This is a genomic window from Pedobacter sp. HDW13 (assembly GCF_011303555.1).
Classification (GTDB): Bacteria; Bacteroidota; Bacteroidia; order Sphingobacteriales; family Sphingobacteriaceae; genus Pedobacter.
On the sequence record NZ_CP049868.1, the window covers coordinates 2,305,672 to 2,319,121 of the forward strand.

10 protein-coding genes are annotated in these 13,450 nt (G+C 39.6%); 5 read left to right on the forward strand and 5 right to left on the reverse strand.

Annotation, left to right across the window (positions count from 1 at the left end; translation table 11 throughout):
• The first annotated feature begins 41 nt into the window (after positions 1-41).
• The 5 genes from G7074_RS09660 to G7074_RS09680 all read left to right on the forward strand — a co-directional run bounded on the left by G7074_RS09660 (position 42) and on the right by G7074_RS09680 (position 7,479).
• Positions 42-671, forward strand: coding sequence for a TetR/AcrR family transcriptional regulator (locus G7074_RS09660; protein ID WP_124558925.1), 630 nt, complete (start codon positions 42-44; stop codon positions 669-671).
• Positions 668-1,987, forward strand: a complete 1,320-nt coding sequence (locus G7074_RS09665) for a TolC family protein (protein WP_124558924.1) — start codon at positions 668-670, stop codon at positions 1,985-1,987. The genes G7074_RS09660 and G7074_RS09665 overlap by 4 nt, the downstream gene beginning before the upstream one ends.
• Positions 1,988-1,995: 8 nt before the next feature.
• Complete coding sequence (locus G7074_RS09670) at positions 1,996-3,075, forward strand: HlyD family secretion protein (RefSeq protein ID WP_124558923.1); 1,080 nt, start codon at positions 1,996-1,998, stop codon at positions 3,073-3,075.
• 8 nt (positions 3,076-3,083) lie between these two features.
• The gene (locus G7074_RS09675) at positions 3,084-4,631 is read left to right on the forward strand and encodes a DHA2 family efflux MFS transporter permease subunit (RefSeq protein WP_124558922.1); all 1,548 of its coding nucleotides are present in this window, start codon (positions 3,084-3,086) and stop codon (positions 4,629-4,631) included.
• Between the two features lie 262 nt (positions 4,632-4,893).
• Complete coding sequence (locus G7074_RS09680) at positions 4,894-7,479, forward strand: phosphoenolpyruvate carboxylase (RefSeq protein ID WP_124558921.1); 2,586 nt, start codon at positions 4,894-4,896, stop codon at positions 7,477-7,479.
• Positions 7,480-8,223: 744 nt separating this feature from the next.
• On the opposite strand, the gene G7074_RS09685 is transcribed toward G7074_RS09680, so the two are convergent.
• The 5 genes from G7074_RS09685 to G7074_RS09705 form a co-directional block, all read right to left on the reverse strand.
• Entirely contained in the window at positions 8,224-8,472 is a 249-nt protein-coding gene (locus tag G7074_RS09685; RefSeq protein ID WP_010599336.1) for a hypothetical protein, read from the reverse strand.
• On the reverse strand, positions 8,472-8,780 hold the full coding sequence (locus G7074_RS09690) for a co-chaperone YbbN (protein WP_124558919.1): 309 nt from the start codon (positions 8,778-8,780) through the stop codon (positions 8,472-8,474). The genes G7074_RS09685 and G7074_RS09690 overlap by 1 nt, the downstream gene beginning before the upstream one ends.
• A gap of 14 nt (positions 8,781-8,794) precedes the next feature.
• A complete protein-coding gene (locus G7074_RS09695; protein WP_025141704.1) occupies positions 8,795-9,427 on the reverse strand; it encodes a peroxiredoxin in 633 nt (210 codons plus the stop codon).
• 257 nt (positions 9,428-9,684) lie between these two features.
• Positions 9,685-12,069 (reverse strand): prolyl oligopeptidase family serine peptidase, encoded by a 2,385-nt coding sequence (locus tag G7074_RS09700; protein WP_166208157.1) that lies wholly within the window; start codon positions 12,067-12,069, stop codon positions 9,685-9,687.
• 173 nt (positions 12,070-12,242) lie between these two features.
• The gene (locus G7074_RS09705) at positions 12,243-13,418 is read right to left on the reverse strand and encodes a hypothetical protein (RefSeq protein WP_124558918.1); all 1,176 of its coding nucleotides are present in this window, start codon (positions 13,416-13,418) and stop codon (positions 12,243-12,245) included.
• Positions 13,419-13,450: the final 32 nt, after the last annotated feature.

The following is a 13,450-nucleotide window of genomic DNA, read 5'->3' on the forward strand; positions in this document are numbered from 1 at the left end:
TTAATCAATCGTTTGATTAATTTTGTGTCGTCAAAAAGAAAATGAAAACAGAAAAAGTAGATAAAAGACAAGCCATTTTGGAAGCAGCGGAAAAGCTGTTTTGCGAAACCGGATATGAAGGAACTTCTACCCGCCAGATTGCAAAAGAATCTGGAGCAAATATGGCCATGATAAATTATTATTTCGGTTCGAAAGAGGGCGTTTTTGTAGAGATCATGAACGAGCGCATTGCTGGTTTTGCATCTCAGTTAAAAATCATCAACGAGGATAAGATATCAGCAATTGAAAAACTTCATAAAGTTATTGAAGGTTATGTAAACCGGATCCTGAACAATACTGCATTCCATAAAATGATGCACAGAGAGCTTTCTTTAACGCAAAGACCCGAAATGTACGATAAGATTAAAGATGCCATGAGTCAGAACATGCAGCTAATTGATCGCATTATTACCGATGGGATTGAGGATGGTTCTTTTAATAAGGATGTTGATGTGCGGATGATCATTGCAACCATTATGGGAACGATTTCCAATGTTGTAATCGCACCTAATAAAATTCTATCCTGCTCTAACTTCGATTTAAATAATCCGAAAGATAAAAAAATGATTAAAGAGCGGGCCATAACCCACTTGCAAGACCTTACAACAGTTTATTTAACAACGAAAAGATGATACCCAAACCAATAAAATTAATGCTTGTGGCATCATTAGTTCCTGCCGCTTTATTTGCACAAGGCAGCAAGGAATTAAATATCAATCAGGCAATAGAACTTGGCATAGCCAATAGTAAAAATTTAAAACTCTCGCAGAACAAAATTGATGAGGCGGTTGCACAACTGGCTGTGGTAAAAGATAATGTTTTACCTACAGCTAATGCCAGCTTTATGTACAATCACGCCGAAATCCCAACCACTACTTTTACCTTACCGGGCAGCGAATCTTCGTTTCACCTCCCTAAAAGGGCCGATGCCTTTGTAGGAACTGCAGCCGTACAGGAACTGGTTTATGGTGGTGGTAAATTAAAATACGCCAAAGAATCGACCAAACTCCTAGCCGATGTAGCCCGTTTAGATGCCGATAAAAGCAAAGAGGAAATTACCTACGCCGTAATTAATACTTACTATGCTTTGTATAAAGTTTTGCAGAGCAGAAAAGTAGTCGATCAGAATTTAGAAGCTATTGCAGCCCAGATTAAGCAGGCACAACGTTTCTTCGAGCAAGGCATTGTAACCAAAAATGATGTATTGCGTTTTCAGTTGCAGCAGGCCAATGTTACGCTTACGCAAATGGATATCGAAAGCAACCGCAAGGTAATTAATTACAACTTAGATATTCTTTTGGGTTTACCGGAAGATACGGAAGTTAAGATTACCGATCCGAGTGCTGGTTTAAAAGCAGCAGGTTCGCTTAACGAGTATATCGGTTTAGCCATGGCCAACCGCCAGGAGTTAAAACAACTCGATGTACAAAACAAAGTTGCCGGTTTTAATATCAAAACCATTAGGGCCAATACTTTACCTACCGTAGGTGTAGGCGCAAACCTTTACTATATTAACCCTAGTGGTAATTTTATTCCACCAACAAACCAGTATTTAATGCCAATTACTTTAGGTGCTACCGTTTCGTGGAACATTGGTAACCTATGGACGAACAAAAACAAAGTAAGTGAGGCTAAAATCCAGCAAAATGCCATTAGCATTCAGAAAGATATTTTATCAGATCAGGTAAAAACCGATATCAATAAAAATTTCCAAAGCTATCAGGTTGCTGTAAATAAAATTCAGGTCTTAGAAACCTCAATTTCACAGGCAACAGAAAACGACAAATTACTGGCCTCGAAGTATAAAAACAATGTCGCATCAGTTACCGATCGTATCGATGCTGAAACCTTATTATATCAGGCAAAAATAAACTTGGAGATAGCAAAAGCGGACGCAGGTTTGGCTTACTATACCTTATTAAAATCAACAGGAAAAATAACGCAATAAATACAGCAATGACAACTGAAAAGAAAAAAAAGAGCTTAGTAGTACCTATAATTTTAGGCGTTTTACTAGTAATAGGTATAATTTTCGGTATTACCGAATGGAATTATTATAGCAAGCACGTAGATACCGACGATGCACAGATTGATGGCGACATCAGTCCGGTTGTTGCCCGTGTTGGTGGTTATGTTAAGGACATTAATTTCGAAGAAAATACACACGTAACCGAAGGTCAGGTTTTGGTTAAACTTGATGATAACGATTATAAAGTTAAATTGGAACAAGCGCAATCGGGCCAGAAAGGCGCAAGTGCAGGTGTTGGTGTAGCACAATCTCAAATTGTCGCTACACAAGCCAATACAAGCACTGCTAAAGCAAATGTAGAAACAGCTAAAGCAAATGTTCAGGCGGCAATTGTTAAATTAAATTTAGCTCAGAAAGATTTTGCACGTTACGCAAACCTGGTAAAAGATGGTTCGATCACTCAACAGGCTTTCGATCAGTCAAAAGCATCTAAGGAAGCAGCTGAAGCTGCAAAACAAGCGGCACAAGCAGCATATCAAGGCGCACAAGACCAATACAACGCAGCGGTTAAACAAGTTGGCACAACACAATCGCAATTAGCTGTAAGCAGCAATGTTATCAGTCAGCGCCAAAGCGATATCGATTTTGCTACCTTACAACTTTCATATACCGATATCAAAGCACCGGCTTCGGGTATTGTTTCTAAAAAGAATGTACAAAAAGGACAGTTGGTACAAGCTGGTCAGTCGTTATTCTCGGTAGTAAACGACGGAAGCATTTACGTTACCGCCAATTTTAAAGAAACCCAGTTAGAGAAAATCAAATCGGGCTCGAAAGTAGAAATAGAGGTTGATGCTTATCCTGACGAAAAAATTGAAGGTGAAGTTTACAATTTCTCTCCAATTACAGGTGCTAAAGGCTCTTTATTGCCTCCTGACAATGCTACTGGTAACTTCGTTAAAGTTGTACAACGTGTTCCGGTAAAAATCAAAATCCATCCATCAAAAGAATTACTGGCTAAACTACGTCCGGGTATGAGCGTTAAAGCTTCAGTTTCTGTTAATTAATATTTAAAATGGCCGAAGTAGGTTTAAAAAAGTGGATTATTACCTTTACGGTGATCACAGCTTCGTTATTGGAGCTGATTGATACGACCATCGTAAACGTAGCTATTCCACAAATACAGGGAAACCTGGGCGCCACCCTGGAGGATGTGGCCTGGCTTTCCACTGGCTATGCGGTAGCAAACGTTATCGTATTGCCAATGTCGGGCTGGTTGGGTAACCGGTTTGGCAGGAAAAATTATTTTCTAACCTCCATTATTGTTTTTACACTGGTTTCGTTTCTCTGCGGAAACGCAACATCACTAAATGAACTTATTTTATTCAGGATTATACAAGGTTTGGCCGGTGGTGGTTTAATATCAACTGCACAAGCCATCTTAATCGAAACCTGGCCACGTGAAGATGTGGGTATTGCAACCGCCCTTTTTGGTTTGGGAGCAGTAGTTGGACCAACTGTTGGGCCAACCATTGGTGGTTATATTCTGGATATCAGTTCGTGGCCGTGGATTTTTTATGTAAACATTCCCGTCGGGATACTGGCTGCCTACTGTACCTATACCTTTGTACGCGCCACCCCTAAAGAAGGGCAGGGTCAACCTGTCGATTGGTGGGGTATTGCTTTATTGGCTATTGCAGTAGGTAGTTTACAAACCGTTTTAGAAAAAGGAGAGAGCGAAGACTGGTTTGCCACACCATATATTACGGCTTTGGCAGCAGCATCGGTATTTGGTTTGTTGCTTTTTATCTGGCGCGAAATGAGTACAGACCACCCCATTGTGAACTTTAAAATTATGCGTCACCGTAGTTTTGCGGTGGGTATGTTTACCTCATTCATTCTGGGCTTTGGATTATACGGATCGGTGTTTATTTTTCCGGTATTCTGTCAGAATCTGTTAGGTTTCTCGGCTTTACAAACAGGCGAATTGCTGTTTCCGGGTGGTTTATGTACCATAGTAATGATGCCATTTATAGGTATTATGCTTAAAAAAGGCATACCAGCCCAGTTTATGGCTACTTTTGGTATGTTGGCTTTCTTTATTTTCTGTTGGATGTTGAGTAAATCGACATTGCAATCGGGTACAGGCGATTTCTTCCTGCCATTGGTAATCCGTGGTGTAGGTATGGCACTTTTATTCGTACCGTTGACTACATTGGCTATTCAGGATTTAAAAGGCCCTGAAATTGGTCAGGGATCAGGTTTAAATAACATGATGCGCCAGTTAGGTGGTTCGTTTGGTATCGCCGCTTTGACTACGTTGATCCACATTCGCTCAGGTTTTCACAGAAGTAATTTGTTAACCAATCTGAACGATTATAACCCTGCATTTGTAGAGCGTTTTAATGGTTTAATCAGAGGGTTTATGGCAAAAGGACAAAGTTTGTTCGATGCTAAAATTATGGCTGCAAAAGCGATGGAAGGAATCGTTACCAGACAAACAATGTTACTTACTTATGATGATGCATATTGGGTTGCCGGATTAATTATGTTGTTCTCAATTCCTTTACTTTATCTTCAAAAGTTTAAGAAAAATGCAAATATTCCGACGGATGTGCACTAAAATTCGCAAAGAAATAGCCTAAATATTGGCAAAAAACAAAAACAGCCGGTGTATTTTATTACATCGGCTGTTTTAACCCAAAAAATTAACAATCAATGCAATGCCCTTAAACATTGCAAATGTTCTTACTCAACCACATGGTGGCCAAATAAGATTCTAAAATTAAAATTTATTCTACAATTTTCCAAATTGTAAGCCTTAGAATTTTAATACCTTACGCATTTTTTGTAGTATTACGGGATACAAAACTATTGCATAAGCTATGCCTAAACTTCGTTTAACTACGCAACGAGAATCTATTTTTAATAATGAGGTAATCTCAAAATTCGAACTCTTTAACAGTTTATTTCTCACCTTGCCTTTTTACAAAATTAAAGATACCGGAACCTTGCTTCCGCTGTTTTTTAAGAGCTGTGAAGAAGGCATTGCAAACGGAGAAAAACCTGCACAGATTATTGAAGAGTTTTTTGCCAAATACACCAGCTATACCGACCGAAAGGATATCGTTGATTTGCTTTTCAGGTTCATTCAATACATCGAGCGTCAGGTAGTACTTTTTGATGCCGTAGAAGACGCTTCTTTTACCAAACTAAATACTACTGATGAGCAGAGTACTCTTGCATTTATTTTAAAGAAGAATGCTGATAACAAGCCTGTATTGGCTAAAATAGAGAAACTGATAGACGAACTTTCGCTACGTTTGGTTTTAACCGCACACCCGACACAATTTTATCCGGGCACCGTACTGGCTATTATTACCGATTTAACACAAGCCATCCGCGATAACGACCTTACCTCAATGAACTCGCTATTGCAGCAGTTGGGTAAAACGCCGTTTTTCAATAAAAAATCGCCTACACCTGTTGATGAGGCATTAAACCTGGCCTGGTTCTTAGAAAACACCTTTTATTTCGCTGCGGCGAACATTCAGGAAGAAATAGACCAGAACCTGGATGAATATAACCTCGAAACCAAAAAGATTTTAGAACTCGGTTTCTGGCCGGGAGGAGATAGGGACGGAAACCCGAATATCCATGCCGATACCACTTTAGAGGTTTCGAAGATGCTTCGTCAGATTTTGTTCCGCTGCTATTACCGCGATTTCAGGGTAATTAAACGCCGCATTACTTTCAGAGGCGTTGAAGAGAACATTGTTAAACTGCACGATGTATTGTATAAAAATGCTTTCGATCAAACTTGCGAGCTTCAGGATATTTCAAGTGAACTGAAAGAGAACCTGAATAAAATTAAGGACACGCTTTTAGAAGAGCATGATGGACTGTTTGTTGATCTGGTTAATGATCTGATCCGCAAAGTCGATTTGTATGGTAATTATTTTGCTTCGTTAGATATTCGTCAGGATAGCCGCGTATTGCGCAATGTACATGCATACTGCCGCGCAAATAAGCCGATTTCATCATTATATCCTGCCGATTACGATAAACTTTCGGAAACAGAGAAACTGGATCTGATTTCGTTTAAAGAAGCAACCATTGCTTATGCAAGTGAGCCTGATGCTTTAACCAAAGATACGATTGAGGTAATTAAAGAAATTAAAGGCATTCAACAACGCAACGGCGAAAAGGCTTGTCACCGCTTTATCATCAGTAACTGCCAGCAGGCGAGCGACATTCTTCAGTTGATAGAACTTTTCCTTTGGAATGGCTGGAGCAAAGATTCCTTAACAATCGATTTTGTGCCACTTTTCGAAACGGTAAACGATTTAAAAGGTGCTGCGGCAATTATGGATACTTTGTACAGCAACCCGTTCTACAAAGCACACCTGGCTAAGCGCGGCTATAAACAGCACATTATGCTGGGGTATTCCGATAGTACTAAAGATGGGGGGTATTTAATGGCCAATTGGTCTATTTTTAACGGAAAAACATCATTATCGGCCGTTTCGGCAAAACACAATATCCAATTGGCCTTTTTTGATGGTCGTGGCGGTCCGCCGGCACGTGGCGGAGGTAAAACACACCGTTTCTATGCTTCAATGGGTAAAGAAATTGCCAACAAAAACATGCAGTTAACCGTGCAGGGCCAAACCATCAGTTCGCAATACGGATCGGTAGAAAGCGCTGAGTTTAATATCGAGCAATTAATCAATGCAGGCTTAACCTCTGGCTTAAAAGAAAAACACAATGTTCTTCTCGATCCGGAAAACAAGGCCTTACTTGATGAAATGGCTGAGGATGCTTATACCACATTTGTCGATTTGCGTGAACACAAGCTGTTTGTGAGTTACCTGGAGAAACTTTCACCATTAAAACTATTATCGCAGGCCAATATCAGCAGTCGTCCGGTAAAAAGAAATGGTGGTGGTGAAATGAAACTGGAAGATTTAAGGGCAATCAGTTTTGTTACTGCCTGGAGTATGTTAAAGCAAAACGTTCCGGGTTTTTACGGAATGGGAACCGCACTTAAAAATCAGGAAAAAGCTGGTAACTGGGATAAAGTAGTTAAGGTTTATGAAGAGTCTGATTATTTGAAAACAATTGTAGATAACTGTATGATGAGCATGAGTAAATCAGACTTCACCATTACAGCGCATATGGCTGCAGATAAAGAGTTCGGTGCTTTTTGGACTCAATTACACAACGAATTTGAATTAGCGAAGGAGATGCTTTTAAAACTATCAGGACAGGCAACTTTGATGGCTAATTATCCTATCGATAAAAAATCAATCGCTACGCGCGAGAAAATTATTTTGCCTTTGGTATTGATTCAGCATTTTGCTTTAGAGAAATTGCAGCATGACCAAAATGAGAAAGATCAGCAGGCTTTAGAAAAGCTGGCGGTTAGAACTGTATTTGGTATTGTAAATGCCGGAAGGAATTTGGCTTAAAACTATTCCAAACCTCACTTTTAAAACCTGTGAGGTTTAAAAGTATAACTAAAGGCCTGTGTAATCACAGGCCTTTTTTGATTTTCTTATTTAAGCTCACGCGCGTTTCCAAATGCGCGTGGAATTAACACAAGAACGATGAAATCGTTAAGCTTTGCGTACTCGTTAAAAACGAGCGCGAGCTTAAAACAGATGTACTTTTTTAGTGCCCCGCGTTTGTTTAACATTGCCTTTACCCGGTTTCGATTTTACAACAGTGTTTTACCCTGCTTGCTAAACGATAAATTTCGAATAGAACCACGGAGGTTCTTTCTGTCTAAAATGGCCATACTTATAAGTAATATTAATGAACTGTTCTTAATGGCTACCTGCTGCGTATCTCCTTCAATACTACTATACTACAAATCCGTATCAAATCCACAGTAAGTCCGCATTAATGCTATAAAACGCGGATTATATGCGGATTTACCCTTAAGTTGGTATAAATCAGATATGCAGATGAGTCGACTTTAGCTCCCTTATCCGTTAGTCGGGATTTGCAACCCGTCTTTAATTTATTCATTTTTTAGACAGATGACACCAGTAAGATTTCAAATACTCCTTATTGCAAATCCCGACCAACATTTAGTTCGCAATGGAAGCTTAGTTTTATAATGACGAATTACGCTTAAACAAAAATCCCTTGCAAATTTTCATCTGCAAGGGGTTTATATTTCGAAAAAGCCCGATTAAAGTTTAAGACGATTATCTGTCAATCGAACCCATTACTTTTTGGCCGAAAGCATTTAATGCATCTTTTTCGGCAGCGCCTTCACTTACCATCTGGTGCACTTCAAGCGCGCCGCAAATATTGGTAATCATTTCGCCTGCTACATCCACTTCATGCTCACTAACGCCTCTAAATTCGCAAAAAGCCTCTAACACCTCTAAAGTAGTCTCCAGCTGTGCTGGAGTGGTGTTTTGAAATAATTGTCTTATAACTGGAATCTTCATTACTTTATCTTGTTAAATAGTTCAATCAAGCCTTCTGCTTTGTTGGTTTGTACCTGATCTACCAAATTGCCGCCTTCAAAAGCTGCAAAAGTTGGTAAATTATCAACGTTTGCAAATTTGCGTGAGTTTGGAAGTTTTTCGGCATCAACAATCAAGAAAGCTACATCTTCATTTTCTGAAGCCAGTTTTTTAAACTTGGGTTTCATGATCCGGCAGTTACCGCACCACGATGCAGCATACTGAACCATCACCTTTGAGTTCTCGGCCAGATATTGTTGAAGATTATCTTCTGTTAATTCTAAAAACATAACCTTTTGTTTAATTAGTTAGCAGCTAAGTATTCAGCAACGCCAGTTCTGTTTGCGTTCATTGCTTCTTTACCTTCTTCCCAGTTTGCAGGACAAACTTCGCCATGTTTCTGAACGTGTGCGTAAGCATCGATTAAACGTAAATATTCTTTAACGTTTCTACCAAGTGGCATATCGTTTACACTTTCGTGGAAAACTTTACCAGTCTCATCGATTAAATAAGTAGCTCTGAAAGAAACATTTGAACCAGAGAAAGATTCGTTTCCTTCCTCATCGTAATTAACTTCCTGATCTAAAATATCTAAGATACCAGATAATTGTCTGTGTGTATCAGCTAAGATTGGGTAAGTAACACCTTCAATACCGCCGTTATCTTTTGGTGTGTTTAACCATGCGAAGTGAACTTCGTTGGTATCGCATGATGCACCGATTACGATTGTATTTCTTTTTTCAAACTCAGGTAAAGCAGCCTGGAAAGCGTGTAATTCTGTAGGACAAACAAAAGTAAAATCTTTTGGATACCAGAATAATAACACTTTACTATTTTTGTTTACAGCCTCTTCAAATACATTGATTTTCAAGTCATCACCCATGTCTGACATTGCATCAATACTAACACTCGGGAATTTTTTGCCTACTATTGCCATAATTTTTTATCTTTTATTTTTGTGCCACAAAGGTACGGCTAAAAGCGTAGTCAATCAACCCCGATCTACTAATTGTTAATTGTATTTATTGATGGCGGTATAGATGAAAACTATAATGTTTTGTTAAAGTATAGCGGAATCCTATTTTTTGTAAACTGGCCGTCATCTCGACTGAAACGCAGTGGAATGGAGAGATCCATTTTGATAGATTTCTCGACTGCGCTGCACTTCGCTCGAAATGACGACCGTAGGGGCAGTTATTTCTTTAACGTATTCTCATACAGTTTAAAAATCCGTTTGTATTCATCTGTCCAGCTGCTGGGTTCAACAAAGCCGTGGTCTTCTACCGGGTAAACGGCAAGCTCCCAGTTGTTTTTGCCCAGCTCGATAAATCGTTGTGTAATGCGTACAATATCCTGGAAATGAACATTCACATCAACCATACCGTGGGCCATTAGTAGATTGCCTTTTAATTTATCGGCAAAGTAAATTGGCGAACTTCTTTTGTAGGCAATCGGATCGTTAAAAGGCTCGTTAAGGATATTTGAAGTATAACCATGGTTGTAATGTGCCCAGTCGGTAACCGAACGTAAAGCGGCACCACTGGTAAAAACATCCGATTCGTTAAACATAGCCATTAACGTAATAAAGCCTCCATAAGAGCCTCCGTATAAACCAACATGTTTTGGGTTTACGCCATATTTCTCAACCAAAAATTTAACGCCATCTACCTGGTCAGTCAGGTCTTTTCCACCCATGTGGCGGTAAATGCCGGTGCGGTAATCGCGGCCATAACCCGAACTTGCGGTATAATCGATGTCGATAACCGTATAGCCATTATCGGCCAGTAAATTATTGAACATAAACTCGCGGAAATAGGTACTCCAGCCGAAATGCACGTTTTGTAAATAGCCTGCTCCGTGCACAAAAACTACTGCCGGATGGTTCGGGTGTGGGTTGTCTGATTTGTAAACCCTGGCATAAACATCTGCACCGTATCGGTTTTTAAAGCTAACCATATCTGGCTCGCGCCATTTATACGAATCGAATTCAACCGAAGTAGACTGGGTGATTTTTACGGCTTTAGCGCCAGCTTTATTGGTTTGCAGGTATAATTCGCCGGGTTTATTGAGGTAAGAGTAATTTATAGCCAGGTATTTCTCATCTGGCGAAAGTGTGATATCGCTCAAACCTTTCATGTTGGTAAGCTGCACAAGCTCGCCACCATTTGCTGCAATTTTAAAGAAATTGGTAATGCCGGGGTGCTCTTTATTGGCCTTAATGTAAAAGGTACTTCTATCTTTCGATAATTGTAGCGTTTGTACTTCCCATTTACCTGAGGTTAATTGTTTTTTATCTCCCGTGGCCACATTTACCATGTACAAATGTGAGTAACCTGTTGCCTCGCTTTGGTAGTAAAAGTGGTTATTATCAATCCATCCGGTATTACCCTGGTAATAGCTGCTAATCCCCGGACCACCTATCCAGGCTTCATCACGCTGGCGATCGAGCAAAGTAAGTTTGCCTGTTGCGGCGTCCAGTTTTAAAATCCAGCGGTCTTTGTTGTCGGTAGAAGTTGCAACCACGATGCCCATACTTCCGTTATCATTCCAAAGCGGGCCAAAAAGATTAACAGGCCGGTCGGCGTTTTTCTTTTTTAGCGTATCCAGTTCTTTCGGATAATCTTTTAGGTAATCAGGAAGGTCTTTTATCCCGGGTATGGTTGAAGTAAGTATGCTGTATATCGTATCGCGCTGAGTATCGTAAATAAAAGCCTGCGAGACATTCTCATTTTCGCCCACTTTTGCCCTGCCTGGAATATCTTCGGTATAACCAGAAGCGGTAACATAATTTGGAACCACAGTATTGTGGTTATTCTGTGCTGGAGTAGTGAGTTTGTAGGTAACAAAACGCCCGTCAGGACTAATTACTACATTATTTAAAAAACGGTCGTCGGTATAAAGTTCTTTTAATGGTTTGTTCTCGGTACCGGTAGCCCCAGAGCGACCTCTTCCGCCACGGTTGGCATTGCGCGATTCGGCGTTACGTTTCTTAATAATATCGAATAACTCCGTTTGCTGTGCTTTTAACCATTTGTCTTGCTCTGTTGCCTGTTTCGCTTCCGATCTTCCTGGTTTTTTACCTTTAATAAAATTGGTGATCTGGCTGGTTTCGGCCGATTTTAAATTTACTTCAAACAAATTATCACCCGCTTGGTAAACGATGTTCCCGTTGTTTAAAAAAACAGGGCTGTTTTCTCTTTCAAGGGTATTTGTGAGACGGATTTCTTTACCTGTTTTAAAGTTCTGGAGATAAATATCGCCACTCTTTTCTACAAGTCCCTGCGAACGATCGGCATTGTAAGTATAATTTAAGCTTAGTAATTTTTCATCTTCCTTTTCAGTCGCTTTAACAGGTTTGCTTCCTGTGGCCGAAATTTTAAAAAGCTCTTCTTTTGGTTTATTTTCAGGGTTCCAGTTAAAGTAGAGTGTTTTGCTATCGGCCGTCCAACGGAAATTGCCTGGTGCAACGCCCATCCATTTAGGGTCGCGCATTATTTTTTCTACGGTTAAGGGGGCAATTTGTTGCGCAAAAGTGTATTCTCCGGTGCAGAGCAAAAGAAAGAGTAAATATTTCTTCATGAATTTTAGGTTTGGTGCAATTTAGATAATGACAAGATTAAATCAAGAAGGAAATGGAAATGTTACACCACCTCATTTTGTAAATAAACCACAGATAAAAAGGATGAACACAGATAATCTTTTGTAATTATGTCAAAAATCTGTGTTTATCTGTGCAAATCTGTGGTGCATAACTAACGGATCACCCTTCCGGTTTTATCTACATTCACCTCATCAAAGGGTTTCAGGTAGTCGTTAATGATAACTGCAAATTCCCTTCGCGTTAAAACTTTTTTAAGATCGTATGTTGACGAAAATTTATAACTCTTGTTCCATTTTTTCTGTAACTCTGTTTTAGTTGCATCGGCCGATTTATTACCTACATAACTTACCATGGCTACGGTGTTTTCTAAATTGACAGGCGCATTTTGATGATCGTCGAACCAGATTTGAGCTTTGTAATAATAGTCTTTAATGGGTTGTTTAATTTCATCGTAGCTAACCTCTTTTTCGGGGTTAAAAAAGGCTTTCCCTTGTTTTAGCTCTGCTTTTATAATACCAGTTATCCCAACTTTTTGGATAGCAAGCCAATTTGAATCAACTGTTTTTACATCCTCAAAAGGCATAAGTGCATGTTTGTAGCTTAATAACTCACCCTGAATCCTTTTTAAATTAGCTAAACTGGTTTTGGTATCGAAAAATGCAGCATAAGCTGCCGTTGCTCCGGCTGAAGGCCCGGTTTCGAATGAATCAGCAGCAATATATATCAGGTTTTCCTGGTCAGGGATGAGCAGGCTGTACAGGGATAAAAAGTTTGCTCCCTTTGCCACAATACTTGCTACGCTGGTTCTGTATAGATTTTCATCATAATTTAACGGGCTTAATGAGGCTGGATTTAATGTACTAACCTTTAATGCAGCGATTAATTTTTCAGGGGTATCGGCCATGATCAGCACTTTTGCTCTGATGCTGAGGTCTTTGTTAAGTTTCAATTCCCAGCCGCTTGCTGATCTTTTAATTTCATTGTAAGGACTGTTGTTAATTACACTTAAAAGCAAGGTGCTATCAACAGCTATCTTCGCCGGATTTTTTTTATCTCTTTTAGGCTTCGGGAGATTCTGGTTTTGTGTGTTTTCAGTTTCTCTTTTAAAAAAACTCTGATAAAAAGAAAGTAGTCTTTGTGGTTTGTTAGCTACCGTTAATTGCTCCTTTTGTGTAAGCAGGATAGTTTTAACACCCGATTTGAAGGATTGGAATGCAGCAGAATAGGCGGCGTCGCCATTTCCAATTACCAGTACATCTGTTTTTAGGGTTTGGGCGCGCATAACCATGGGAATTAAGCATGCGAAAACAAAAAACAATCTTTTCATCTTTAGAATTAAAATTTGCTGCAATATGCTTT